The organism is Shinella agrisoli (genome assembly GCF_046557955.1).
Classification (GTDB): Bacteria; Pseudomonadota; Alphaproteobacteria; order Rhizobiales; family Rhizobiaceae; genus Shinella.
The window spans coordinates 138,290-162,429 of record NZ_JBJIEP010000006.1; the positions used below are offsets into that span (position 1 = coordinate 138,290).

Genomic DNA, 24,140 nt, shown 5'->3' on the forward strand with positions numbered 1-24,140 from the left:
AGAACGATTTCCATCGATCACTTTTTCCGGCCGCCCAGGATACATCTGGATCGCGGGCGTGGCACAGGCTATCTATTGCGCCATGCTCTGCTTCGACAGGGACGCAGTCACCGCCATCAGCCACTGGTTTCGGGATCGTCCGTGTAGTTAAAGGTCAGTCCTACATCGTCACTTTCGGCTTCTTACCGTCCATGTCTGCTCTCCTGAAACGATTTTTTGCCTATTATCGCCCGCACCGCGGCCTCTTCGCGCTGGACTTCGGTTCGGCGGTTGCCGCGGGCCTCCTGGAGCTCGCCTTTCCGATCGCGGTGACGCTGTTCATCGACCGGCTTCTGCCGACCGGCCGGCTCGACCTCATCACGCTCGCCGCCGTCGGCCTGTTCCTGATCTACCTGCTGAACGCCGGCCTGCAGGTGATCGTCACCTACTGGGGCCACATGCTCGGCGTGCGCATCGAGGCGGAGATGCGGCGCAAGGCCTTCGACCACCTGCAGAAGCTCTCCTTCGGCTTCTTCGACAACCAGAAGACCGGCCATCTCGTCGCCCGGCTGACGAAGGACCTGGAGGAGATCGGCGAGGTCGCCCACCACGGGCCGGAGGACCTGTTCATCGCCATCATGACGCTGATCGGCGCCTTCGTCCTCATGCTCTGGGTGCATGTGCCGCTGGCGCTGATCACCGCCGTCATCGTGCCGCTGACGGCGTGGGTGACCACCCACTACGGCTCGCGCATGACCTCCACCTGGCATGCGCTCTACGGCCGCGTCGCCGACTTCAACGCCCGCATCGAGGAGAATGTCGGGGGCATCCGCGTCGTGCAGGCCTTCGCCAACGAGGACCACGAGCGCAAGCTCTTCGCCGAGAGCAACCGCAACTATCTCACCACCAAGCTCGAAGCCTACAAGGTGATGGCGGCCTCCCTGTCGCTCTCCTACCTCTCCATGCGCTTCGTGCAGGTGGTGGTGATGCTGGCGGGCGCCTGGTTCGTCGTGCACGGTGACCTGTCCGCCGGCGGCTTCGTCGGCTTCCTGCTCCTGGTCAACGTCTTCTTCCGACCGATCGACAAGATCAACTCGATCATCGAGACCTATCCCAAGGGCATTGCCGGTTTCACGCGCTATACCCAGTTCCTCGACACCGAGCCGGACATCAAGGACCGCGACGGGGCGAAGGAGGCCGGCCGCCTCAGGGGCGACATCGAATACCGCAACGTCCGCTTCGGCTACCGTTCCGACAAGCCGGTCTTCGAGGGGCTCGACCTCGACATCAAGGCGGGCGAGACGATCGCCTTCGTCGGCCCGTCGGGCGCCGGCAAGACGACGATCTGCTCGCTCCTGCCGCGCTTTTACGAGATCGCGGCGGGCGCGATCCTGATCGACGGCATCGACATCCGCGACATGACGCTGAAGTCGCTGCGCTCGAACATCGGCATCGTGCAGCAGGACGTGTTCCTGTTCGCCGGCACGATCCGCGAGAACATCGCCTATGGCCGCCTCGGCGCGACGGAGGCCGAGATCGCCGACGCGGCGAGACGGGCACGGCTGGACGACGTGATCGCCGGCCTGCCGGAGGGGCTCGACACCATGATCGGCGAGCGCGGCGTAAAACTTTCCGGCGGGCAGAAGCAGCGCCTTGCCATTGCCCGCATCTTCCTGAAGAACCCGCCGATCCTCATCCTCGACGAGGCGACCTCGGCGCTCGACACGGAGACGGAGCGGGCGATCCAGCAGTCGCTGGCCGAGCTTTCGGCCGGCCGCACCACGCTGGTCATCGCCCACCGGCTCGCCACGATCGCCAATGCCGACCGCATCCTCGTCGTCGACGACGGCCGCATCGTCGAAAGCGGCAGCCACGCGGACCTCATCGCCCGCAAGAACGGTCGGTACCGGAACCTTCAGGCCGCGCAGGCCCAGACGGACGGCGGCTCCGTCCACCCATTCCAGCTCAAGGGGTAAGACGGTTCACCAGATGCCCGGCACGAGCCGGTAGCGGGTGTGCCGGGCATAGTCCGCATAGCCGTCGAGCCCGGCCCGGAGCAGCGCGTCCTCCCAGCTCGTCCGCAGGATCAGGATCGCGCCCGCCAAGGCCGCCGGGACCAGCGCCCACCACGAGGCGAGTGCGAGCGCAAGGCCGGCGAAGATCATGAGGGCGCCGACATAGCCGGGATGGCGGACGATCCGGTACGGCCCGGAACGGATGACGTGCTGGCCGCGCTCGCGCTGGAGGCGCACGCCGGGCTCGAAGAAGCGGTTGACCGCCTGCGCCCAGGCGGTAAGCGCAGTGCCGGCCGCCAGCAGCGCGTAGCCCAGGATCACGAAAGCGGGCGGAACGTCAGACCACGCCATCCTTCCGGCGTCGAAAGCGGCGAGCGGGACCTCGGCGGCCACGGCGGGAAGCATCAGCCAGAGCAATATCCGGTCCCAGCGCTCCGTGCCGGCCTGCACACGGCTGCGCGCCCGGAAGATGTCGGGGTTCACGCGCCACAGAAAAAGGGCCGACGCGGCATAGGCGGCGGCGACGAACGCGACGAAGAACCAGCCGGGCAGCCAGTCGAGGCGGCCGGCGGGCAGGAAGACCAGCGCCAGCAGGGCCAGCGGCAGGCCGACCGCATAGGAGATCGCGGCGGGCCAGGACATCGGTTCGGGTTCGGTGCCGGTCATTCGCGTTCTCCCATGCCGCATGAAGGCCGGCGGCTATCCTATCCCATCGGGCAGGCGGCGGCGATCGTCCTTTTGCACGCCGCGCACGGTTCGGCCGGACGCCGAAGGCCCGCGCCGGCTTCTGACGACCCCGCCGTCAGAGGCGCTGCTCCGTCTCCGCGTCGAAGAGATGCAGCTGGGCGGGCGAGAAGTCGAGGCCGATCGTCTCGCCGACAGATATCTCCGTCCTGCCGTTGACGACGATGGCGAGCTCCGGCGTCGTCGCGGTGGTGATATAGGTGGCCGAGCCGGTGGATTCGACGACGGCGACCGGCGCCTTCAGCCTGCCGCCGCCGTCCGGCGCGAGCGTCACGTGCTCGGGGCGCAGGCCCGCGACCAGCTTGCGCCCGGGCGCGACCGCATAGCCGAGGTCGACCGTCTGGCGCAGGCCGAGATCGAGCACGATCGAGTGGCCGTCCTCCCCGCCGGCCGCCGGGATGAAGTTCATCGCGGGCGAGCCGATGAAGCCGGCGACGAACCTGTTGACCGGCTTGTCGTAGAGGTCGAGCGGCCGGCCCTGCTGCTCGATGACGCCGGCCCGCATGACGACGACGTGGTCGGCCATGGTCATGGCCTCGATCTGGTCGTGCGTGACATAGACCGAGGTCGCGCCGAGCCGGTCGTGCAGCGCGCGGATCTCCTTGCGCATGTGGACACGCAGCGCCGCATCGAGGTTCGAGAGCGGCTCGTCGAAGAGGAAGGCCTTGGGATGGCGGATGATGGCGCGGCTCATCGCGACGCGCTGGCGCTGGCCGCCGGAGAGCTCGCGCGGATAGCGCCCGAGCAGGTGCGAGAGCCCCGTGGTCGCCGCGACCTCCTCGGCCGCCTTCCTGGCCTCTGCCTTCGGCGTGCCGCGGATGCGCAGGCTGTAGGTGAGGTTTTCCTCCACCGTCATGTGCGGGTAGAGCGCGTAGGACTGGAAGACCATGGCGACGTCGCGCTTGCGCGGCGGCACCTTGTTCATCACCTCGCCGGCGATCTTCAGCGTCCCCGTCGAGATGCTCTCCAGCCCCGCCAGCGAGCGCAGCAGCGTGGACTTGCCGCAGCCGGACGGGCCGACGAGCGCCGTGAAGCTGCCCTTGCGGATCGAAAGGTCGATGTCCTTCAGCGCGTGATAGGCGCCGTAGTGCTTGTTGACGCCGGAAAGTTCGATCTGGGCGGTCATTTCAGGGCTCCCGAGGTAAGGCCGGAGACGATGCGGCGCTGAAGCAGGACGAAGGCGGCGAGGATCGGCGTCACATAGATGGTCGCGTAGGCCATGATGTTGTTCCACTCGTTGGTGTTCGGCCCCATGAAGGTGTTGAGGCCGACGCTCGCGGGCTGCAGCTCCACGGCCTGGATCATCGACTTGGAATAGACGAACTCCCCGAAGGCCTGCATGAAGATGAGGATGGCGCTGACCAGGATGCCGTTGCGGGCGAGCGGCAGCACGATGCGGAAGAAGGCGCCGACGCGGGAATTGCCGTCGACGAGGGCGGCCTCCTCCAGCTCCTGCGGCACGCTCATGAAGGTGGCGCGCACCAGCACGATGAAGAAGGGCATGCTTTTGGCGGCGATCGCCAGGACGACGGCGAGGCGCGGGTAGCTCAGAAGCCCGATCTGCGAGAAGCCGACGAAGATCGGCGTGATCATCAGCGAGGCGGGAAGCACCTGCAGCATCAGGATCAGGAAGAGGCCGATGTCGATCCAGACATTGCGGTAGCGGGCGAGCACGTAGGCGCAGCCCGTGCCGAGCACCGCTATGACCGACACCGCGCCGCAGGCGATCACCAGCGAGTTCCAGATGTAGCGGCCCATGTTCCGGCTTTCCCAGACCTGGCCGTAGATCTGCCATTGCGGGTCGCGCGGCCAGAAATCCGGCGGGTTGGCGAACATCGCCGAGCCGGATTTGAGCGCGGTGATGTACATCCAGTAGAGGGGAAAGAGGTATATGGCGGCGAGCACGACCGCCACGGCGAGCATCAGCCTTTCGCGGAAGGTATCGCTCATCCCCGCACCTCATGGCGCGTCGAACGGACATAGACGACGGAGGCGACCATGACGAAGACGATCATGATGACCGAGATGGTGGCCCCCTTGGCGAAATCGTATTGGCGGAAGGACATGTCCCAGGCCCAGTATTGCGTGACGTTCGACGAGTTGTTCGGCCCGCCGGAGGTGATCGCCGCGAAGAGGTCGAACTGCTGGAGCGTGAAGATGAGGCCGAGCGCGATGATGGCGCCGATGGACGAGCGCATCATCGGCAGCGTGATCGTCCGGAAGCGCTGCCAGGCGTTCGCCCCGTCGAGCTCCGCCGCCTCGTAGAGGTCGCCCGGAATGGCCGAGAGGCCGACGGAAAGCAGGATCATGTTGAAGGAGGTGCCGAGCCAGATGTTGGCGATGACGACGGCCCAGAGCGAATAGCTGGGGTCGGAGCGCCAGAAGATGTTGCCGGAGATGATCCCGCTTTCGCGCAGGACGAAGTTGAGCACGCCGAAATCGCCGGAGAGGATCCAGTTCCAGATCGCGCCGACGACGAGGCCGGGCATGACCCAGGAGACGAGGAAGAGGCCGCGCAGCCACGAGGCGCCCGGAAAGTTCGTCCAGAAGAAAAGCGCAAGGCCGAAGCCGATGACGAACTGGCCCGCTATGGAGGCGGCGACGAAGATCGCGGTATTGGCAAGGATCGGCAGCGTCTCGGGCTGGGCGAAGAGGTCGGTATAGTTCTTCATGCCGACGAAGGGACGCCAGAGCGTGCCCAGGCTGAACATGTCGACCTCCTGGAAGCTCATCACCACGTTGTAGAGCAGCGCAAGGCCGGACAGGACGATGAGAAAGGCGAGCGGCAGCGCGACGAGCGCGATGTCGAAGCCTCTGCCGTCGATGATGCTGGAGAAAAGTCGCTTCATGGGCTCCTCCGCCTCCGTTGGGGCCGCCCCGCATTCGCGCGAGACAGGCCCCGCCGGGAGGAATGGTTGCGACGGCCGGCGGCGCGGTCCGCCTGCCGGGCCGTCAGCCGAGCACGGCCTTGATCTTCTCGGCCGCCTGGTCGAGCGCCTCCTTGGAGGACATCTGGCCGGTCAGCGCCGCCTGGATGGCATCCTGGATCGCCTTGGAGATCTTCGGCCATTCCGGATGGGGGCCGCGCGGCTTTGCATATTTCAGCTGCTCGACGAAAACCTTCAGGGCGGCATCCTTCCTGGCCTCGCCCGTTTCCGGAATGGCGATGTCGGAACGGGCCGGCAACTGGCCGAAGTCCTTGAACATGCGCTCGTCCTGCGAGACGAAATATTCGAGCACCTTGAAGGCCTCTTGCGGATGCTGCGTGTTGGCGAAGATCGCCCAGTTGAAGTCGCCCATGGCCGAGGAGCGCTCGGCGCCGGCCTCCGGCACCGGCAGCAGCGCCACGCCCCAGTCGAACTTCGCCTCCGCCACCATGCGGTCGAGCTCCCAGGGGCCGGAAATCGCCATCGCGGCATTGCCGGAATTGAACGTGCCGGTCGAATCCCACTGGCTGCGCGTCAGCGTGTCGGGAGAGGCGAGCTTCTCGTCGATGATCGTCTTCCAGGTGTCGAGCGCCCTTACCGCGCCTTCCGTGTTGATGTTGTCGTAGCTCGCGCCCGCCATCTGCGCCCAGGGCAGGAACTGGAAGGTGCCTTCCTCGTTCGCCTTCGCCGAGAAGGTGAGGCCGTAGACGTTCGCGGCGGGGTCGGTCAGCTTGCGCGCCGCCTCGACCAGCTCGTCCCAGGTCTGCGGCGGCTTTTCCGGATCGAGGCCCTTCGCCTTGAACATGTCCTTGTTGTAGTAGAGCGCGATCGTGTTGGTCGCCTTCGGAATGCCGTAGTTCCTGCCGTCCCACACGGTGGAGGCGAGGGGGCCTGGGAAGTAGTTCTCCGTCTTCACCACCTCCGACTTCGCGATCATGTCGGTGAGGTCGAGGAAGGCGCCGCGCGAGGCGAAGAGGGCGTGTTCCGGATTGTCGACGGCGATGATGTCCGGCGCCTGGCCGGTGGAATAGGCCCGCATCGCCTCGCTGACCACGTCGTCGAACTGGATCTGGCGGTACTCCACCTTGATGCCGGTGTTCAGCGCGTTGTAGTCCTTGATGAGGTTGGGCGCAGGCTGGATGTCGCGGTCGAGAGACCACACGCTGATGGTGACGTCCTCGGCCCTGGCCGAAAGGCCCGGCAGGGAGACGGACGCGAATGCGATCGCGCCAAGCATTGCATATGTGCGGATACCCATGATCTCCTCCTTCGGTTATCCCGTTCCGCCCCGCATCCTCCATGCCGGGCGGCATGCCTTCCTCATGCCGGATCGTTCACGAAATCGCCGCCCCGGCAGGTCTTGAGGTAGTTGAGCGCGTGGACCTGGCCGGTCATCTCGAGCGCATCGCGGTAGACCGGATCGTGCCAGCCCTCGATGTCGATGGAGCCCGACCAGCCGGCGAGCCGCAGCTCGGAAATGACGTCCGTCCAGTTGGTGTCGCCGAAGCCCGGCGTGCGCATGAACACGAACTTTTCCTTGCCGAAGATGCCGTGCTCGCGGATCACGTCCCAGCGGATCGTGGCGTCCTTGCCGTGCACGTGGAAGATCTTCGGCGCCCATTTGCGGATCTGCGGGATCGGCTCGATGAGGTAGACCATCTGGTGGCAGGGCTCCCATTCGAGGCCGATATGGTCGTCCGGCGTCTCGTTGAACATCAGCTCCCAGGCGTCCGGGTTGTGCGCGATGTTCCAGTCGCCGGTCTGCCAGTTGCCGTCCATGGCGCAGTTCTCGAAGGCGATCCTCACGCCCTTGTCGGCGGCGCGCCGGGCAAGCTCGCTCCAGACCGCCCTGTAGCGCGGAAGGCTTTCGGGAAGGGGCCTGCCGCGGACGCGCCCGGTAAAGCCGGCGACGCAGGTGGCGCCGAAATGGTGCGCGTTGTCGATGCAGTCCTTCCAGCCCTGCAGCGTCTGGCGGTCGATGTCGGTGTCCTCCAGCGGGTTGCCGAACATGCCGAGCGTCGAGATGGTGATGTCCCGCCCGCCGATCGCCTCGACGCAGCGCTTGCCGAGCTCGGCGAGGTCCTGGCCGTTCGTCGTCTGCCAGAAGAAGGGCTCGAAACTCTCGAAGCCCAGGTCGGCGATCTGGCCGATGCGCCTTGCCGCGCTGCCGTCTGAGGCGCGGACCATGGTGCCGATGCGGATGGATTTTGCCGGGTTCGTCATGGAATGTCCTATGCTGCGATGGTGACGCGCCTGCGTCCGCGGGCGCTGTCGATGGCGCCGAAGACCATGGCGAGGCTCTTGATGTTGTCGCTGCCGTCCGTTTCCGGCCGGCGGCCCGCGCGGATCGCCGCGACGAAGCTTTCGATGACGCTGGCGTGGCCGTGGGTGTCGGCCTCGTTCTCCGGCGCCGGCACGCTGACCGGCGCGAGGGGGCGGAAGAAGCCGTCCGTTCCCGCGACGATGTTCGCCTCGAACGTCTCGGCGCCGTCCCACAGCAGCGTGCCCTTCGTGCCGGTGACGCGCCAGGCGCTCTCCCAGCTCGTCGGCCCGCCTTCCGCGCACCAGGAGCCGCGGTAGGTGAAGACGACCTCGTCGGAGAACTCGAAGATGGCGCTGGCGGCCGCGCCGTGCCGGTACCAGGAGCCCGGCGGATTGTGCTCGTGGCAATAGACGGCGAGGGGGTCCTTGCCGGACATGAAGCGCGCGGCATCGAAGGTGTGGATCGCCATGTCGAGAAGGAGGACGTTGTCCATCTCTTCCCGGAAGCCGCCGAAATGCGGGCCGAGGAAGAAGTCGCAGTGAAGGCCGGTGAGGCGCCCCAGCGTGCCGTCCTCGAGCAAGCGGCGGATGCGGCGCACGCCGGCGATGTAGCGGCGGTTCTGCACCACGGCGTGCAGCCGGCCGGCATGGTCGGCAAGCGACCGCAGCTCGCGGGCCTCGTCGAGGGAGGCGGCCATCGGCTTCTCGCTGAGCACATGGCAGCCGTGGGCAAGGCCGGCCGCGACGACCGAGCGGCGGGCGGCGGGAACGACGATGTCGAAGAGGATGTCCGGCCGTGTCTTGGCAAGCACCGCGGCAAGGTCGGTCCCGATCATGGCGCCAGAAAGGCCGAACTCGGCGGCAAGCGCCTCGGCGGTCGCCCGGTCGAGATCGACGAGGCCGACGACGGCGATGCCCTCCCTGAGGCTGGGGGTGTTCCGGAGCGCTTTCAGCCAGCCTTTGGCCATAGCTCCGCACCCGCACAAAACGACCTTGTACGTCACTTTTTCCCTCCCGGAAACGAAGGCCAGAAACTCCTCGACTGGGCTCCGTAAACGTTTACGATCCTATGCGCGAAAGCCATTTTGTGTCAATAGGGGCCGGATGGCCCTCATGCCGGCTTTGGAGGAACGACGGGAAAATGAAGGGAATTCGCCAGCTTGCGGAGCATCTCGACATCTCGATCGGCACCGTCTCGCGCGCCCTCAACGGCAAGCCCGACGTCAACAAGGAAACCCGCAGGCGCGTGCTCGAAGCGGCCGAGGCGCTGGGCTATGTGGCGAACCAGTCGGGCAGGGCCCTGCGCAAGGGCTCGACCGGCGTCATCGGCTTCATGATGCAGACCGGGCGGGAGATCACCGGACAGGGCGACACGTTCTTCATGAGCGTCTTCGACGGGGTGCAGGCGGTGTTCGCCCGCCACAAGCTCGATCTGGTCGCCTTGCTCTGCTCCTCCGAGGAGGACCCCGACGACTATCTCAAGCGCATCGTGGCGCGCGGCTTCGCCGACGGCCTGATCCTCTCGGCGACGCGCCGGCACGATCCGCGCCTGGAGCTTCTTGCCAAGCGCAAGATCCCCTTCATCACGCTGGGGCGGAGCCTCACGGATGTCGGCCAGCCGTGGATCGACCTCGATTTCGAGGGCATGGCGGAAATGTCGGTCGAACGGCTCGTCGCCCGAGGCCACCGGCGCATCGCCGTCACCAGGCCGCACGACGACATGAATCTCGGCTACGTCTTCGTGGACGCATGCAGGCGGGCCCTCGCCCGGCACGGCCTCGAACTTGCCGGCGAGCACATCTTCCGGTCCACCCCCAACGAGGCCGGCGGCTACCAGATCGCCCGCCAGCTGATCGCCTCTGCGCCGCGGCCGACGGCGATCCTGCTCGTCAACGAGGCGATCGCGACGGGCCTCTACCGCGGCCTCCACGAGGCCGGCCTCGTTCCCGGCCGCGACATCGCCGTCATCGGCCGCCAGAGCCCGCATTCCCATTTCCTGTCGCCCCGGCTGACGAGCTATACCCTGTCGCTGAGGGATCTCGGCATCGCGCTTGCCGAGACCCTGCTCGGCACGATGCCCGCCTATGCCGGCCTCTATGCGGAGCGCCCGCACAACCTGCTCTGGCCCATGACGCTCGTCGACGGCGAAAGCGACGGCGAAGCGCCGCCCCGTCCGATTCCGTAAGACTCCGGACGCCGTTTCCGGGATTCCCCTAGCCGCGGCCGCGATACGGCGCCACGCCCTGGTCCGGTATCCAGACGGCCTGCGGCGCCGGCCCGGTCTGGTAGAACACGTCGATGGGCATGCCGCCGCGCGGATACCAGTAGCCGCCGATGCGAAGCCATTCCGGTTCGAGCAGGTCCACGAGCCGCTTGCCGATGGAGACGGTGCAGTCCTCGTGGAAGGCGCCGTGGTTGCGGAAGGCGCCGAGATAGAGCTTCAGCGACTTGCTCTCGACCAACCATTCGCCGGGGACGTAGTCGATGACCAGGTGGGCGAAGTCCGGCTGGCCGGTGATCGGGCAGAGCGAGGTGAATTCCGGCGCGGTGAAGCGCACGCAATAGGGCGTGCCCGCCTGCGGGTTGCGCACCTTCTCCAGCACCGCGGCCTCCGGGCTTTCCGGCAGGGTGGCGGCGCCGCCACCGAGCTGCGTCAGGCCGGCATAGATTTCTGTTCTGTCGGTCATTTCCGTTCCTCGTTCGAATTCATACGCCCCGCCGGTTTCCCCAGATGAGGACGTGGAGCTGCGGCAGGACGCGCGCCGAAAACCACCTGTCCCCGGTCACCTTCTCCACCAGCCAGTGCATCCGCTCCATCACGCCGTCGATGTCGATCGGCGCGTCCTCGGCCTCGGCGGGTGGCGGGGTGTGGTTGCCGGGCTGGAGATAGAGCGGAAGCTGCGGATAGCGCGCCGCGGCCTTCCGCGCATAGGCGTAGTCCGCCTCGTCGAAGACGACGATCTTCAGCGCCGTCTGCGGCCGGCCGCCGGCCGCCCGGAGACAGTCCTCGAACGCCGTCCAGTCCGTCTCCATGCCGCTCGAGGGCGGCTTGGGGCTGAGCACCAGCACGTCCAGCGCGGCGAACCAGTCGCGGGCGACGGAGCCCTGCGTCTCCAGCGCGAAGCGATAGCCGGCCTGATGGCCGATGCGGATCAGCGCGGAGAAATCCTGGATCGCCGGATTGCCGCCGGAAAGCGAGACCATCACCGGCTCGCCGCCCGAAAGCGCCCTGACCTTCTCCCACACGGCGTCCGTCGGCATGGCCGCCCAGTCGCCGCGATGGCGCGGGTCCACCGCATGCAGGCTGTCGCACCAAGCGCAGCGATAGTCGCAGCCGCCCGTCCGCACGAAGACCGTCGGCTGGCCGATCAGCATCCCTTCGCCCTGGATCGTCGGCCCGAAGATCTCCGCGACGCGGATGCGCGTGTCCGTGCCGCCCGTCATGGCCGGTAGCCGGGCCGGTACTCGGCCCAGGTCTTCGGGGTTTCGCTCACGCGCACGGCCGAGGTCTCCGGCAGGCGCTCCCGGCACCAGTCGAAGAGATGCCGGGCGAGCCATTCCGCCGTGACGGTATCGTGGCCGAGCACGTCGTTCAGGTGGCGATGGTCGAAGGTCTCGTCGAGATACCGCTTGAAGACCGAAAGCTCGTGGTAGTCGCGCACGAAGCCGTTTTCGTCGAGCGCCTCGGCGGCAAGCTCGACCTCGACGACATAGTTGTGCCCGTGCAGGCGCGCGCAGGGATGTCCGTCCGGCAGGCCCTTGAGCTGGTGCGAGGCGGAGAAGTGGAATTCCTTGGTGATGCGGAACATCAGCCCGCCCCCTTCGCGACGGCCGCGCGCCAGTAGTCCGGGTCCTGGTAGGTCGTGGGATCGTGCTGGCCGGCGAGGTGGAAGGCTTCCCGGCGCTCGATGCAGGTGCCGCACCGGCCGCAATGGTGCTCCCCGCCCTTGTAGCACGACCATGTGAGGGCGAACGGCGTGCCGTGGCGCGCGCCGTCGCGCACGATCTCCGCCTTCGGCACGGTGACGTAGGGAGCGTAGAGGCGGATGTCCGCATAGCCTTCGAGAGCGCGGTCCTGCATCGCCTGGAACGCGTCGATGAAGCCGGGCCGGCAGTCGGGATAGATGAAGTGGTCGCCGCCGTGGACGGCGGTCGCCACGGCGTCGGCCTTGCGGGCCGCGGCGATGCCGAAGGCGATGGCCAGCATGATGGCGTTGCGGTTCGGGACCACGGTGATCTTCATGGTCTCTTCGGCGTAGTGGCCGTCGGGCACGTCGATGTCGTCCGTCAGCGCCGACCCGGAAAGGCTGCGGCCGACGGGCCGGATGTCGACGATGTCGTGGGGAACGTCCAGGCGTTCGGCGCAGGCGGCGGCGAAGGCGAGTTCCTTCTTGTGGCGCTGGCCGTAGTCGAAGGAGATGAGGCCGGCGAGGTCGTGCTCGGCCGCCACCCTATGGGCGAGCGAAACCGAATCCAATCCGCCGGAGCAGATGACGAGGCATTTCATGATGGGTCCTTGTTTTTACCGGGTAGGCTGCGACCGGAGATTTCTCTGCGCCCCGCTTACCCCAGGGGACCGGCTTTGTGAATAGGCAAATGCCGTCATGACGGCGGAGGCCCGATGTTTTCGGAGCTCCGCGCCGCCGCCCTTTCCCTGTGCACGCCGGGCCTTCAGGGAGCGGGGCGGGGGAGGCTTACCTGCGTCAGCGCCTTGATCCGGCCGGGCCGGAGCCCCTTCAATTGCGTGAGGAGGGCCTTGGCGGCGTCGTTCCCGTAGGCCCGCCGGCTGATGCCGAAGAGCATGACGCCCTTGTTGCCGCCCGCATCGCTGTAGCGGGCGTAGCGGTAGGCATTCCATTCGACGATGTATTGCCCGTCCTTGTCCTTGCTGCTGACGATGAAATCGAGGAGCGCCTCGCCGGCAGCCTCGTTCTGGATCACCTCCATGTTGACGAGCGGGTCGGTGGCCTTGCGCTGGTTCAGCATGTTCACCTGCGCGCGGACGGCGTCCATGACGGCGACGCCGCCGGTCGCCGTCTCCACCAGGATCATCTGCTCGTATCGCTCGGCGCTTTGTCCGGCGGGCAGGTATTCCTGCTTGATGTAGTTTGCGGAGGGCTGCGAGCTCCAGGCCAGCACATAGGCCTCTCCCTCGAAATCGATCGGTCCGGGCACGCCGAGCCGGTCGGTCGCCTGCGCAAAGGCGGAGGCCGCCGTGAGCCCGAACGCCAGGAGCGCAAGGCCAAGGCGGGAAAATGAAAGGTTGGCTGCCATCGCGTGTCTTCTCCTCTGCATCCGGCGCCCTTCTTGAAAGAGGCTGCTGCGGCAGTATGCAGCGGCCCGCCGGCATCTTCCAGACAGACGCCGCGCCGTTTTCGCGGATCGGGGTCGAGAAGGGACGCGCAAAGCCGTTCGCACATCCTTGCCCCGGCGGGAAGCCGGCCCCCGCCTCGGTGGAAGGGCTCGCCGTCCCGCGCGAGCCGGTCGTCCGTCAGCGCAAAGTAGACGACGAGGCCGAGGCTGTAGAGGCCGAAGTCATCAGCCGCACCTCGGCAAAGTCCCCGTCGGCGCGGTTCGACGGGCGGTGCCCCCGGCGCATGAATGCGCGGCCCGATCCGCCTCCGACCGGAATAAGTATAGGTGAACACTTCAAGTTTACCCCCGGACGGGGAACAAATGGTGGCCCCGTCCAGTTAAAGGGGATATGCTTGGCGCGTGAATCAACCACCTCGCCGGGCGAGCGCGGGAGAGTTCCATGGGAACCACGGGCAGCGATATCTTCGATCTGTTTTCGAGAACCTACGCAAGCAGCGCGAGAGAGGAGCTGAGCCTGCAGGAATACCTCCTGGCCTGCCGGGAAGACAAGAGCATGTACGCCACCGCCGCCGAGCGGATGGTCGCGGCCATCGGCGAGCCGCAGCTCATCGACACGAGCGCGGACGAGCGCCTCGGGCGGATCTTCTCCAACCGCACGATCAAGGTCTATCCCTCCTTCTCCGACTTCTACGGCATGGAGGACACGATCGAGCGCATCGTCGGCTATTTCCGCTACGCCGCGCAGGGCCTCGAGGAGCGAAAGCAGATCCTCTATCTTCTCGGCCCGGTCGGCGGGGGCAAGTCGTCGCTCGCCGAACGGCTGAAGAAGCTGATGGAGGAGCAGCCGATCTACACGCTCGCCATCGACGGCAAGATCAGCCCGGTCTTTGAATCGCCGCTCGGCCTCTTCAGCCGCGAGCGCATGGGCGACCTGCTTGAGGACAAGTACGGCATCGCCAAGCGGCGCCTCACCGGCCTCATCTCGCCCTGGGCGACGAAGCGGCTCGACGAGATCGGCGGAGACATCTCCAAGTTCTCGGTCGTCAAGCTCATGCCCTCGCGGCTGCGCCAGATCGCCATCGCCAAGACCGAACCCGGCGACGAGAACAACCAGGACGTCTCGGCGCTGGTCGGCAAGGTCGATATCCGACAGCTGGAGAATTTCAGCCAGGCCGATCCCGACGCCTATTCCTACAGCGGCGGCCTCAACCGGACGACGCAGGGCCTTCTCGAATTCGTCGAGATGTTCAAGGCGCCGATCAAGGTGCTGCATCCGCTGCTGACCGCCACGCAGGAAGGCAGCTACAACGGCACGGAAAACTTCGGCGCCTTCCCCTACCAGGGCATCGTGCTCGCCCATTCCAACGAATCGGAATGGCGGCAGTTCAAGCACAACAAGAACAACGAGGCCTTCCTCGACCGCATCCTGGTGGTCAAGGTGCCCTATTGCCTGCGGGTGACCGAGGAGCGGCAGATCTACGAGAAGCTGCTGCGCGAGAGCGAGCTGTCCGACAGCCCCTGCGCGCCGGAAGTGCTGGAGAACCTCAGCCGCTTCACCGTCGCCACCCGCCTGACGCCGCACGAGAACTCTCCGACCTATACGAAGATGCGCGTCTACGACGGCGAGAACCTGAAGGACACCGACCCGAAGGCCAAGTCGCTGCAGGAATACCGCGACGCCGCCGGCGTCGACGAGGGCATGACCGGCATCAGCACGCGGTTCGCCTTCAAGGTCCTGTCGGAAACCTTCAACTACGACACCAAGGAGGTCGCGGCCGATCCGGTTCACCTGATGTATATCCTCGAACAGGCGATCCGGCGCGAGCAGTTCCCCAAGGAGATCGAGGCGAACTACCTCGATTTCATCCGCTCGGAGCTGGCGACGCGCTATGCCGAGTTCATCGGCCATGAAATCCAGAAGGCCTATCTGGAATCCTACAGCGAATACGGCCAGAACCTGTTCGACCGCTACATCTCCTATGCGGACGCCTGGCTCGAGGACCAGGACTTCAAGGACCCCGATACGGGACAGATCCTGAACCGCGAGATTCTCGACAGCGAGCTGTCGCAGATCGAGAAACCCGCCGGCATCGCCAATCCCAAGGACTTCCGCAACGAGGTGGTCAAGTTCACCCTGCGCGCGCGCGCCAGGAACGGCGGGCGCAACCCGGCCTGGACGAGCTACGAGAAGCTGCGCGAGGTGATTGAAAAGCGCATGTTCGGCCAGGTCGAGGACCTGCTGCCGGTCATCAGCTTCGGCTCGAAGAAGGACAGCGCCACCGAGAAGCAGCATGCCGAATTCGTGCAGCGCATGACCGAGCGCGGCTATACCGCCCGCCAGGTCCGGCGGCTTGTCGACTGGTACATGCGCGTGAACAAGGCCGGCTGACGATGCTGGAGCGGGGAATGGCCCATGCCGAATTTCATCGACCGCAGGCTGAATCCCAAGGACCGCAGCCTCGGCAACCGGCAGCGCTTCCTCAAGAGGGTGCATGACGAGCTGAAGCGGGCGATCCGGGACCGGGTCAAGTCGGACAGGATCGCCGACGTGGACGCCGACCACCGGGTCCCCGTGCCCAAGCGCGGCGCGGACGAGCCGAGTTTCCGCCATTCCACCGCCAGCGGCGAGCGGGAGCATGTGCTGCCCGGCAACGAGAGTTTTTCGCCCGGGGACCGGGTGGGAAAGCCGGAAACGGGCGGCGGGACGGGACGCGGCCCCGGGCGGGGCGAGGGGGACGACGACTTCCTGTTCGTCCTGTCGCGCGAGGAGGTCCTCGATCTTTTCTTCGAGGACCTGGAGCTTCCCGACATGGTCAAGCTCAACCTCAAGGAGACCGTGGCCTACAAGCCCCACCGCGTCGGCTTCACCACGGCCGGCACGCCGAGCAACATCAATGTCGGCCGCACGATGCGCAACAGCTTCGGCCGGCGCATCGCCCTGCGGCGGCCGAGCGAGAAGGAGTTCCAGGCGATCGCCGGCGAGATCGCCGCGCTTGAGGCGGAGGCGGACCTTTCGCCGGCCGGGCGGCGCCATCTCTTGCACCTGCGCGGCGAACTGGAGGTGCTCGAACGGCGGCGCAAGCGCATCGCCTATGTCGATCCGGTCGACGTGCGCTTCAACCGCTTCGAGCGCCAGCCGGTGCCGAACGCGAGCGCGGTGATGTTCTGCCTGATGGACGTCTCGGCCTCGATGGGCGAACGCGAGAAGGACCTCGCCAAGCGCTTCTTCGTTCTCCTGCACCTGTTCCTCAAGCGCCGCTACGAGCGCATCGACATCGTGTTCATCCGCCACACGGACGAGGCGCGGGAGGTGGACGAGGAAACCTTCTTCTTCAGCAAGCAGAGCGGCGGCACGATCGTCTCCACGGCGCTCGAGGAGATGCTGCGGATCATCAGGGACCGCTATCCCTCGAACGTCTGGAACATCTACGCCGCCCAGGCCTCGGACGGCGACAATGCCCCCGGCGATTCGGAGCGCTGCGCCGTGCTCCTGCGCGAGGAGTTCATGAAGCTTTGCCAGTACTATGCCTATGTCGAGATCATCGACGAGCGCGAGAGCGAGATCTTCGGCACGACGGACAACGGCACGTCGCTCTGGCGGGCATACGGCACCGTTGCCGGCGTGGTGCCGAATTTCCAGATGACCCGCATCGCCAGGCCGTCGGACATCTATCCCGTCTTCCGCAGGCTCTTTGCCCGTCAACCCGTTCCGGCGCGCAGATAGGGGAACGCATGGCAAAGCGGCCGCCTTCCACCCTCCTGTTCGACGGTTCCGAGTGGAACTTCTCGACGCTTTCGCGCACCTATGACGCGATCGAGGCGATCGCCGTCGAGGAAATGGGGCTCGACGTCTACCCGAACCAGATAGAGATCATCTCCTCCGAGCAGATGCTCGATGCCTATTCGTCCATCGGCATGCCGCTGATGTACCAGCACTGGTCGTTCGGCAAGCGTTTCGTGTTCGAGAGCCACCTCTATCGCAAGGGCTGGCGGGGGCTCGCCTATGAGCTGGTCATCAACTCCAATCCCTGCATCACCTATCTGATGGAGGAGAACACGATGCCGATGCAGGCGCTCGTCACCGCGCACGCCGCCTTCGGCCACAACCATTTCTTCAAGAACAACTACCTGTTCCGCCAGTGGACCGATGCCGGCGCCATCCTCGGCTACATGGACTTCGCCAAGAAATACGTCGCCAAGTGCGAGGAACGGCATGGCGTCGCCGCGGTGGAGGAGATCCTCGACGCGGCGCATGCCCTGATGGACCAGGGGGTCTTCCACTACCGCCGGCCTCCCCGGCTGTCCTCCGAAAAGGTGAGGGAGCGGGCGCGCGAGCGGCTGGAATACGAAGAGCAGACCTATAGCGACCTGTGGCGGACGCTGCCGGCGTCGGGCGGAAGCTCCGGCATCGAGGAGGCGGAGCGCGAGGCCCTGGAACGCAAGAAGGCCTTGAACCTTCCCGAGGAGAACCTTCTCTACTTCCTCGAGAAGAACAGCCTGATCCTGGAGCCGTGGCAGCGGGAGATATTGCGGATCGTCCGCGTCATCGCGCAATATTTCTATCCGCAGGGCCAGACGAAGGTGATGAACGAAGGATGCGCGACCTTCGTCCACTACACCATCATCAACAGGCTGTTCGACCAGGGCAGGATCAGCGAGGGCGCCATGCTGGAGCTGCTTTCGAGCCATGCCAACGTGGTTTTCCAGCCGGGTTTCGACGATCCCCGCTTCTCGGGCATCAACCCCTATGCCCTCGGCTTTGCCATGATGCAGGACATCGAGCGGATCTGCACCGCGCCGACGAGCGAGGACAGGGACTGGTTCCCCCTGATCGCCGGCAACGGCGACTGGCGGGGCACGCTCATCGACGCCTGGGAGAACCATCGCGACGAGTCCTTCATCCTGCAATACCTGTGCCCCGCGCTGATCCGCAGGTTCCGCCTGTTCCACCTGACCGACTGCGCCACCGACAGGTTTTGCGAGGTCGCCTCCATCCACGACGAGCGCGGCTATTCCGCCGTGCGTGCGGCGCTTGCCCGCATCTACGATCCGGGCGTCAACCGGCCGGACATCCAGGTGGTCGACGTCGACCTTCTGGGGGACCGGCAGCTTCGCTTGAAGCATACGGTCAAGAACGGCATCCTGCTGGAGGAAGCCAACCGCGACGCCACGCTCGCGCATATAGGCCGGCTCTGGGGATACGGCGTGAGCCTTGCGGGCGTCGATGCGGCGACCGGCGAGGTCCTTTACGAGTGCGCCTCGCGCGGGGCATGACGGCGGAACGCGGCGATGCGGCGCCGTTTTTGCCGGAAACGCGTCTAAACCCGCGCCTGCTTCGGCGTCACGCCGAATGCCTTGCGGAACGCGGTGGTGAAGCTCGAAATGTTGTTGTAGCCGGCAAGATGGGCGGCCCGGGACACGGGGATGCCGTCGGTCGCCAGCGCCGTGCGCGCGGCTTCGAGGCGCTTCTGGCGGATGAAGCCGAAGATCGTGATGCCGAAGTGCTCCTTGAAATGGCGCTGGATCGTCGAGGAGCTGGCGCCCGCTTCGGCGGCGATGAGGTCGATCGACAGCTCCTTCTCCAGGTTGGCGATGATGTAGTCGCGCACGCGCTCGCAATGGCGCAGGCTCATCAGGCTCGGCGCCTGCCAGCCGCCGGCCTCGTCGGCGACGAGCGCGAGGCAAGACTGCCACATGATGTCGAGCGCCTGCGCCTTGAGGTAGAGCGAGATCAGCTCGCCGGAAAGCAGCGCCGGCGGATGCATGATCTTCTCGGCGAGCTGGAGGATGTGCTGGCCGGGCTCGAAGGAGAAATGCGCAAGGTGCTCGGCGAAGAAGTTCCGGAGCGCGGGCATGCCGTCCTGCCTCTCGGTCAGGCGGTTCAGCCAGGGCAGGGGGGCGGAGATCATCACCTTGTGCAGGGGCACGCTGCTGTCGTTGATGAAGCGCAGCCGGCTCGGCTGGGCGATGTTCAGCATGAAGACGAGGGGCGAGGGTGCATCGCCGTTGCCCGCGTCGAGGCGAAAGCGAACGCCGTCTATCACGAAATGCTGGGAGCCCTGCAGCAGCACCATCAGCATGAATTTCGACCAGATGCTCTGCTCGTGCGTGTTGGGCGTGCAATTCGGCGCATTCTCGACCGCGCCGACGAAAAGATCCTGTGACGTATATTGCATGCGACGACCTTGCCGCCCCGGTCCGGCCGTGCCGTTTGCACAAAAGACTTTGCCATTTTCGACAAATTCTTTCGTATCGACAGGGCGGCCTCTGCGACCTAATACATGACTGCACTAATCATCTTTATGCGTTTCTCCCGCGGGTGACAAGCCTGCCGCCGGACACCACCGCGGCGGCATGCGGACGCAGCGGGGAGGCGAATCTTGCGGGGCCAGGTCGACATGAACACCAAGAAATCGGTACGCTCTCAGTTCCCCATCCGCCCGCAGCGGCATTGAGCGCCATTCCAGGGCGCGCCCGCCCGTAAGGGCACCCCACGACATCCTGACATTGCAAAGCTTGGCCGAAAGCCGAGCCGTCCTTTCTCATCTGCGGACTGGTTGGAGTAGACCCATGACATTCACACGGATATTGCCGCTTGCCGGTGTCTCCCTGCTGGCGACGGCCGCCGCGCTGCAGGCGCAGGAGGTAACGACGCTGGACACGATCACGATCCTCAACAAGGGCCGTGAGAACGCCGAGGCGACCGGCGGCACCGTCATCACGCAGGAAGAGCTGGAGAAGCTGAAGCCGGCCGACGTCTCCCAGCTCTTCTCGCGCGATTCGTCCGTCACCGTGTCGGGTGGCGGCGGCCCGTCGAAGCGCATCCACGTGCTCGGCATGGAGCAGTCGCATCTCGCCGTCACCGTCGACGGCGTGCCGCAGACGGCGACGAGCTGGCACCATACCGGCTCGAACGTCATCGATCCCGCCTTCCTGAAGCGGGTCGAGGTGGAGGCCGGCGCGGCCTCGGCCGATGCGGGCTTCGCCGCCGCGGCGGGCGCGGTGCGCTACGAGACGGTCGGCGCCAACGACCTTCTGGAAGAGGGCAAGGATTTCGGCGCGCGCTTCAGCACCACGGCCGGCACCAACGGCCGGGGCCTTTCCGGCAGCGCCGCGGCCTATGGCCGCTACGACGCCTTCGACTGGTTCATCATGACCCATGCGGCGGGCGGCAAGGACTACAAGGACGGCGACGGCCGGGTGGTGAAGGGTACCGAGCCCGCCGCCCGCAACATCCTCGCCAAGTTCGGCTACGAGTTCGAGGACAATCGCTTCGAGCTCGGCTACGAGCGCAGCCGCGACAATGCCGACCGCCTGATCAAGATGAACATGGGGCTTGCCGGCGACGAGATCCATCCGCTGAAGGTGAGCCGCGACGCCGTCAAGCTGTCCTATACCTCGACGAGCCCCACGGACATGTGGGATCCCGAGTTCATGCTGTACTACAGCGAGAACGACTACTGGCGGAACAACTACCAGGCCCGCACGAACGGCAACATGATCCTCAACGAGGATCTTTACGGCGGCAAGATCCAGAACACCTTCACGATCGATCCCGGCAAGGTCACCGCCGGCGTCGACTTCGGCCGGCACGACTACCACACCGACAACTACGGCAACAACAACCGCCGCTACCGCGATTTCTCCACCACGCAGTTCGGCGTGTTCACCCAGGGCCGGTTCGAGTTCGACAACGGCTTCAACGTGTCGACCGGCGCGCGCTACGATGCGCATCGCTTCGAGGACTGGGACGACAAGCGCTTCTCCGACAGCGGCGCGAGCGTGAACGCAACGGTCGCCTACAGGTTCACCGACGGTTTCGAGGTGTTCGCGGGCGCCTCGCGCACCTGGCTCGGCTACGTCATCGGCGATTACGGCTACGTGCACGCCCGCAACAACGCCTTCTACACCGATCCGGCCTTCGACACGGGATCGGCGAAGAACTTCAAGGTCGGCGCGAACTTCGGCGGCGAGAACTGGAATGCCGGCATCACGCTCTTCGACACGCGCATCGACGGCCTGCCGGAATACGGCACCGCCTCGCTCGCCAACAATCCGAACGAGTTCCGCAGCCGCGGCGTGACGCTGAACGCAAGCTACACCTGGAACGACACGACCTTCGGCGCCACCTACACCCACGCCAAGGTGACGGCCGACGGGCAATCGGTGCTGCCGAACAGCGGATCCTTCATGCCGGTCGGCGACATGGCGACCTTCTACATCGACCATGAAATCCCCGACTACAACGTGAAGGTCGGCACGACGCTCGCGTGGGCCGGCAAGATCTCGGACGAGGTGGCGCGCGCCGGCGGCTTCTACGACCAGCCGGCCTATGCCGTGGTCAATGCCTATGCGGAATGGACGCCGCCCTCCTACGAGAACGTCACGCTGCGCGTCGGCGTCGACAATCTGTTCGACAAGAAATACTTCGAGCGCTCGAGCTATGCCGCCAGCTCGAACCGCGGCGGCATCGACCCGGTCTATGCGCCGGGCCGCACGATCACGCTCCACGCGGGCGTCAAGTTCTGATGCGATCCCGCCTGCCGCTCCGAGACGGGCGGCAGGCGGTCCCCGGGGTCCTGTCGCGAAAGGAGCGGCCATGCATGAATCCACCGCCTATCTTCAGACTGCGAACGGCCGGAAATATTTGGTGCAGCTGTGCAAGCACTTCGCCCACAAGATCGAGGTGTCCTATTCGCAAAGCCATGGGGACTGTCGCTTTCCTTGCGGTGCGGCCGTTCTGGAGGCGGACGCGGACGGCCTGCGCATGGCCGTGACCGCGGGCGACGAGGACGGTCTTGCCCGGACCCAGTCGATCATCGAAACGCACCTCGTGCGCTTCGCCTTCCGCGAGAAGCTGGAGGCGCTCGACTGGCGGCGGCAGGACAAGGCCGCCTGAGCCCCCGCATCCATCAGCATGACAGGTGAACCATGAAGCCATCCCGCCTTTTCCCGGCCCTTGCCGCCCTCTTCCTCTCGGCTTTTCCCGCCGCCGCCATGGACGTCGTGACGGCGCGCGGGACGGTCGCGGTCGACGGCACGCCGAAGACCGTCGCCGTCTATGACGTCGCGGCGATCGACACGCTTTCCCGCCTCGGCATCCGTCCGGCCGGCGTGCCGGACAGGCTCTACGTGCCGGAGCTGGAGCCGGTGAAGGACGGCGCGGCCGTGATCGGCACGCTGTTCGAGCCGGACCTGGAAGCGCTGAGCGCGCTTGCGCCCGACCTCGTCATCGTCGGCAGCCGCTCGGCCGCCAAGGCGGACATGGTCGCAAAGGTCGCCCCGACGCTCGACATGACCATCGACGGGGACGACCTCTTCGCCCAGGCCAAGCAGCGCCTTGCGGCCTATGGCGCGCTGTTCGGCAAGGCGGCGGAGGCAGAGGCCGTCGCCGGCGGGCTCGACGCCAGGCTCGCGGCCGCCAAGGCCGCGGTCGCCGGCAAGGGCACGGCGCTGATCGTCATGACCAACGGGCCCAAGGTGTCGGCCTACGGGCCGGGCTCCCGCTTCGGCTGGGTGCATGCGGCCCTGGACCTGCCGCCGGCGCATGCCGGGATCGAATCGGCGACCCATGGCGAGGCGGTGTCCTTCGAGTTCATCCGCGAGGCGAATCCGGACTGGCTGCTGGTGCTCGACCGTGCCGCCGCCATCGGCTCCAACGAACAGTCCGCCAGGGTGACGCTCGACAACGAGCTCGTCGCGGAAACGACGGCATGGAAGAAGGGCCAGGTCGTCTACCTGCCGGCACCGGACTTCTACATCGCCGGCGGCGGCGTGCAGTCGATGGAGCGTGTGCTCGCGGCGATCGCGAAGGCCTTCTCCGCCGCGAAATGACCGGCCCGGTTCCTTACGGACAGCCGGCCCCCTGGAGCTGCAGGTTCTCCTTGAGCAGGATCTCGATGCGGATCCGCTCCTGCGAGGCGAGGAGCTCGCGGTGGTCGGCGCGCGCCCGCATGATGCGCAGCGCGCTCCGGACGGCGTGGCCGGGGTCCTGCGCGATCACGGCGTCGATGCGCCCGTCCATCAGGGCCTGCTCGCTGAAGGGGGTGCGCTCGTGGGCGACGACGGTGAGGCGGCGTGCGCCCTGCGCGTTCCAGACGGCGGCCAGCGGCACCCGCGCCTCCGAGCTCAGCACGTAGACGCCGACGGTGTCCGGGTTGTGCTGGAGGGTCCGCCGGATGATCAGCTCGGCGCGCTTTTCGTCGGCGTAGGTTTCGAGGGACGGCAGGCTCTCCAGGTGCGGGAACTGGGCGTTGATGATGCTGTCGAAGCCGAGGCGCCGCTGGATGCTGTCGAGCGCCATCATGGTTTCCGCCACCACCATGATCTTGCCGCGCCTTTCGCCGATGAAGCGGCCGGCGATCCTGCCGGCCGTCGCGCCGGCGGCGAAGTTGTCGACGCCGACGTAATCGGCGCTTTCCAGCCTTTCCTGGCCCGACAGGAACTGCACGACCTTGACGCCTCGTTCGACGAGCCGCACCAGCGCGTCGCGCACCTGCGGCGATTCCGGCGCCATCACGGCGACGCCGTCGACCGTGTCGGCGTCGACGGCGGTGAGGTACTTGGCGACGTGGTGCGGGTCGGCCATCGGGACCTGCACGGCCTCCACGTCGGTGGAATCGGCGCGAAGCGCCTCCTTCGCCTCGCCGACGCGGCCGATGAGCTCCTTCAGGTACTGGTCGCCGGAGGTCGGAAGGACGAAGCGGAAGCGGTACGTCTTGTTGCGGGCGAGCGCGACGGCGGCCGGGTTCCGGACGAAGCCGATGCGCTCGATGGCCTCGGCGACCTTGCGCGCGGCCTTCTTGCTGACATTCGGGCGCTCGTTCAGCACGCGGTCGACGGTCGCCAGGCTGACGCCCGCCGCTTCTGCCAGGTCTTTTGCGGTTGGCCGCATCTT

22 protein-coding genes are annotated in these 24,140 nt (G+C 66.3%); 8 read left to right on the forward strand and 14 right to left on the reverse strand.

The annotated features are described in order from the left end of the window. Nucleotides 1-191 precede the first annotated feature (191 nt). Nucleotides 192-1,955: an ABC transporter ATP-binding protein gene (locus ACIIOY_RS08000; protein ID WP_411034117.1), complete on the forward strand. Its 1,764-nt coding sequence runs from the start codon at nt 192-194 to the stop codon at nt 1,953-1,955. 6 nt (nt 1,956-1,961) lie between these two features. On the opposite strand, the gene ACIIOY_RS08005 is transcribed toward ACIIOY_RS08000, so the two are convergent. The 7 genes from ACIIOY_RS08005 to ACIIOY_RS08035 all read right to left on the reverse strand — a co-directional run bounded on the left by ACIIOY_RS08005 (nt 1,962) and on the right by ACIIOY_RS08035 (nt 8,895). Then, nucleotides 1,962-2,660 (reverse strand): methyltransferase family protein, encoded by a 699-nt coding sequence (locus tag ACIIOY_RS08005; RefSeq protein ID WP_411034118.1) that lies wholly within the window; start codon nt 2,658-2,660, stop codon nt 1,962-1,964. 136 nt (nt 2,661-2,796) lie between these two features. Next, on the reverse strand, nt 2,797-3,864 hold the full coding sequence (locus ACIIOY_RS08010; RefSeq protein WP_411034119.1) for an ABC transporter ATP-binding protein: 1,068 nt from the start codon (nt 3,862-3,864) through the stop codon (nt 2,797-2,799). Continuing rightward, on the reverse strand, nt 3,861-4,688 hold the full coding sequence (locus ACIIOY_RS08015; protein WP_411034120.1) for a carbohydrate ABC transporter permease: 828 nt from the start codon (nt 4,686-4,688) through the stop codon (nt 3,861-3,863). Before ACIIOY_RS08015 ends, ACIIOY_RS08010 begins: the two co-directional genes overlap by 4 nt. After that, entirely contained in the window at nt 4,685-5,587 is a 903-nt protein-coding gene (locus ACIIOY_RS08020; RefSeq protein WP_411034121.1) for a carbohydrate ABC transporter permease, read from the reverse strand. Before ACIIOY_RS08020 ends, ACIIOY_RS08015 begins: the two co-directional genes overlap by 4 nt. Nucleotides 5,588-5,690: 103 nt before the next feature. Next, on the reverse strand, nt 5,691-6,923 hold the full coding sequence (locus tag ACIIOY_RS08025; RefSeq protein WP_411034122.1) for an ABC transporter substrate-binding protein: 1,233 nt from the start codon (nt 6,921-6,923) through the stop codon (nt 5,691-5,693). 62 nt (nt 6,924-6,985) lie between these two features. Beyond that, nucleotides 6,986-7,888: a sugar phosphate isomerase/epimerase family protein gene (locus ACIIOY_RS08030; RefSeq protein ID WP_411034123.1), complete on the reverse strand. Its 903-nt coding sequence runs from the start codon at nt 7,886-7,888 to the stop codon at nt 6,986-6,988. An 8-nt stretch (nt 7,889-7,896) separates the two neighbouring features. Then, a complete protein-coding gene (locus ACIIOY_RS08035; RefSeq protein ID WP_411034124.1) occupies nt 7,897-8,895 on the reverse strand; it encodes a Gfo/Idh/MocA family protein in 999 nt (332 codons plus the stop codon). Between the two features lie 173 nt (nt 8,896-9,068). Between ACIIOY_RS08035 and ACIIOY_RS08040 the strand changes: the two genes are divergently transcribed. Next, the gene (locus tag ACIIOY_RS08040) at nt 9,069-10,112 is read left to right on the forward strand and encodes a LacI family DNA-binding transcriptional regulator (protein ID WP_411034125.1); all 1,044 of its coding nucleotides are present in this window, start codon (nt 9,069-9,071) and stop codon (nt 10,110-10,112) included. Between the two features lie 28 nt (nt 10,113-10,140). Here the strand turns inward: ACIIOY_RS08040 and queF are convergent, their stop codons facing one another. The 5 genes from queF to ACIIOY_RS08065 form a co-directional block, all read right to left on the reverse strand. Further along, nucleotides 10,141-10,614, reverse strand: a complete 474-nt coding sequence (gene queF / locus ACIIOY_RS08045) for a preQ(1) synthase (RefSeq protein WP_411034126.1) — start codon at nt 10,612-10,614, stop codon at nt 10,141-10,143. A gap of 19 nt (nt 10,615-10,633) precedes the next feature. Next, nucleotides 10,634-11,371, reverse strand: a complete 738-nt coding sequence (gene queE, locus ACIIOY_RS08050) for a 7-carboxy-7-deazaguanine synthase QueE (RefSeq protein WP_411034127.1) — start codon at nt 11,369-11,371, stop codon at nt 10,634-10,636. After that, nucleotides 11,368-11,736, reverse strand: a complete 369-nt coding sequence (queD, locus tag ACIIOY_RS08055; RefSeq protein ID WP_411034128.1) for a 6-carboxytetrahydropterin synthase QueD — start codon at nt 11,734-11,736, stop codon at nt 11,368-11,370. Before queD ends, queE begins: the two co-directional genes overlap by 4 nt. After that, nucleotides 11,736-12,434 carry a 7-cyano-7-deazaguanine synthase QueC gene (gene queC, locus ACIIOY_RS08060; protein WP_411034129.1) on the reverse strand — a complete coding sequence of 233 codons (699 nt, stop codon included), beginning with the start codon at nt 12,432-12,434 and terminating at the stop codon, nt 11,736-11,738. Before queC ends, queD begins: the two co-directional genes overlap by 1 nt. A gap of 164 nt (nt 12,435-12,598) precedes the next feature. Further along, entirely contained in the window at nt 12,599-13,201 is a 603-nt protein-coding gene (locus ACIIOY_RS08065; RefSeq protein WP_411034130.1) for an HI_0983 family protein, read from the reverse strand. Between the two features lie 481 nt (nt 13,202-13,682). On the opposite strand from ACIIOY_RS08065, the gene ACIIOY_RS08070 reads away from it, so the two are divergent. The 3 genes from ACIIOY_RS08070 to ACIIOY_RS08080 are packed head-to-tail and all read left to right on the forward strand — an operon-like array spanning nt 13,683 to nt 18,517. Continuing rightward, nucleotides 13,683-15,632 (forward strand): PrkA family serine protein kinase, encoded by a 1,950-nt coding sequence (locus ACIIOY_RS08070; protein WP_411034131.1) that lies wholly within the window; start codon nt 13,683-13,685, stop codon nt 15,630-15,632. Nucleotides 15,633-15,656: 24 nt separating this feature from the next. Then, complete coding sequence (locus ACIIOY_RS08075) at nt 15,657-16,967, forward strand: YeaH/YhbH family protein (protein WP_411034132.1); 1,311 nt, start codon at nt 15,657-15,659, stop codon at nt 16,965-16,967. A gap of 8 nt (nt 16,968-16,975) precedes the next feature. Next, the gene (locus tag ACIIOY_RS08080) at nt 16,976-18,517 is read left to right on the forward strand and encodes a SpoVR family protein (protein WP_411034133.1); all 1,542 of its coding nucleotides are present in this window, start codon (nt 16,976-16,978) and stop codon (nt 18,515-18,517) included. Nucleotides 18,518-18,561: 44 nt separating this feature from the next. Here the strand turns inward: ACIIOY_RS08080 and ACIIOY_RS08085 are convergent, their stop codons facing one another. Beyond that, nucleotides 18,562-19,419 carry a helix-turn-helix transcriptional regulator gene (locus ACIIOY_RS08085; protein WP_502226614.1) on the reverse strand — a complete coding sequence of 286 codons (858 nt, stop codon included), beginning with the start codon at nt 19,417-19,419 and terminating at the stop codon, nt 18,562-18,564. Between the two features lie 394 nt (nt 19,420-19,813). Between ACIIOY_RS08085 and ACIIOY_RS08090 the strand changes: the two genes are divergently transcribed. The 3 genes from ACIIOY_RS08090 (at nt 19,814) to ACIIOY_RS08100 (ending at nt 23,077) form a co-directional block, all read left to right on the forward strand. Beyond that, the gene (locus tag ACIIOY_RS08090; protein WP_411034134.1) at nt 19,814-21,772 is read left to right on the forward strand and encodes a TonB-dependent receptor domain-containing protein; all 1,959 of its coding nucleotides are present in this window, start codon (nt 19,814-19,816) and stop codon (nt 21,770-21,772) included. 70 nt (nt 21,773-21,842) lie between these two features. Continuing rightward, the gene (locus ACIIOY_RS08095; RefSeq protein ID WP_411034135.1) at nt 21,843-22,142 is read left to right on the forward strand and encodes a DUF2218 domain-containing protein; all 300 of its coding nucleotides are present in this window, start codon (nt 21,843-21,845) and stop codon (nt 22,140-22,142) included. A gap of 32 nt (nt 22,143-22,174) precedes the next feature. Next, nucleotides 22,175-23,077: a siderophore ABC transporter substrate-binding protein gene (locus ACIIOY_RS08100; protein ID WP_411034136.1), complete on the forward strand. Its 903-nt coding sequence runs from the start codon at nt 22,175-22,177 to the stop codon at nt 23,075-23,077. A gap of 13 nt (nt 23,078-23,090) precedes the next feature. Here the strand turns inward: ACIIOY_RS08100 and ACIIOY_RS08105 are convergent, their stop codons facing one another. Further along, entirely contained in the window at nt 23,091-24,137 is a 1,047-nt protein-coding gene (locus tag ACIIOY_RS08105) for a LacI family DNA-binding transcriptional regulator (protein WP_411034137.1), read from the reverse strand. Between the last annotated feature and the right edge of the window lie 3 nt (nt 24,138-24,140).

Bases quoted from the DNA above. Each gene is read 5' to 3' on its own strand.
- ACIIOY_RS08000 (WP_411034117.1), top strand. From the start codon at position 192: ATGTCTGCTCTCCTGAAACGATTTTTTGCCTATTATCGCCCGCACCGC.
- ACIIOY_RS08005 (WP_411034118.1), bottom strand. From the start codon at position 2,660: ATGACCGGCACCGAACCCGAACCGATGTCCTGGCCCGCCGCGATCTCC.
- ACIIOY_RS08010 (WP_411034119.1), bottom strand. From the start codon at position 3,864: ATGACCGCCCAGATCGAACTTTCCGGCGTCAACAAGCACTACGGCGCC.
- ACIIOY_RS08015 (WP_411034120.1), bottom strand. From the start codon at position 4,688: ATGAGCGATACCTTCCGCGAAAGGCTGATGCTCGCCGTGGCGGTCGTG.
- ACIIOY_RS08020 (WP_411034121.1), bottom strand. From the start codon at position 5,587: ATGAAGCGACTTTTCTCCAGCATCATCGACGGCAGAGGCTTCGACATC.
- ACIIOY_RS08025 (WP_411034122.1), bottom strand. From the start codon at position 6,923: ATGGGTATCCGCACATATGCAATGCTTGGCGCGATCGCATTCGCGTCC.
- ACIIOY_RS08030 (WP_411034123.1), bottom strand. From the start codon at position 7,888: ATGACGAACCCGGCAAAATCCATCCGCATCGGCACCATGGTCCGCGCC.
- ACIIOY_RS08035 (WP_411034124.1), bottom strand. From the start codon at position 8,895: ATGGCCAAAGGCTGGCTGAAAGCGCTCCGGAACACCCCCAGCCTCAGG.
- ACIIOY_RS08040 (WP_411034125.1), top strand. From the start codon at position 9,069: ATGAAGGGAATTCGCCAGCTTGCGGAGCATCTCGACATCTCGATCGGC.
- queF (WP_411034126.1), bottom strand. From the start codon at position 10,614: ATGACCGACAGAACAGAAATCTATGCCGGCCTGACGCAGCTCGGTGGC.
- queE (WP_411034127.1), bottom strand. From the start codon at position 11,371: ATGACGGGCGGCACGGACACGCGCATCCGCGTCGCGGAGATCTTCGGG.
- queD (WP_411034128.1), bottom strand. From the start codon at position 11,736: ATGTTCCGCATCACCAAGGAATTCCACTTCTCCGCCTCGCACCAGCTC.
- queC (WP_411034129.1), bottom strand. From the start codon at position 12,434: ATGAAATGCCTCGTCATCTGCTCCGGCGGATTGGATTCGGTTTCGCTC.
- ACIIOY_RS08065 (WP_411034130.1), bottom strand. From the start codon at position 13,201: ATGGCAGCCAACCTTTCATTTTCCCGCCTTGGCCTTGCGCTCCTGGCG.
- ACIIOY_RS08070 (WP_411034131.1), top strand. From the start codon at position 13,683: ATGGGAACCACGGGCAGCGATATCTTCGATCTGTTTTCGAGAACCTAC.
- ACIIOY_RS08075 (WP_411034132.1), top strand. From the start codon at position 15,657: ATGCCGAATTTCATCGACCGCAGGCTGAATCCCAAGGACCGCAGCCTC.
- ACIIOY_RS08080 (WP_411034133.1), top strand. From the start codon at position 16,976: ATGGCAAAGCGGCCGCCTTCCACCCTCCTGTTCGACGGTTCCGAGTGG.
- ACIIOY_RS08085 (WP_502226614.1), bottom strand. From the start codon at position 19,419: ATGCAATATACGTCACAGGATCTTTTCGTCGGCGCGGTCGAGAATGCG.
- ACIIOY_RS08090 (WP_411034134.1), top strand. From the start codon at position 19,814: ATGACATTCACACGGATATTGCCGCTTGCCGGTGTCTCCCTGCTGGCG.
- ACIIOY_RS08095 (WP_411034135.1), top strand. From the start codon at position 21,843: ATGCATGAATCCACCGCCTATCTTCAGACTGCGAACGGCCGGAAATAT.
- ACIIOY_RS08100 (WP_411034136.1), top strand. From the start codon at position 22,175: ATGAAGCCATCCCGCCTTTTCCCGGCCCTTGCCGCCCTCTTCCTCTCG.
- ACIIOY_RS08105 (WP_411034137.1), bottom strand. From the start codon at position 24,137: ATGCGGCCAACCGCAAAAGACCTGGCAGAAGCGGCGGGCGTCAGCCTG.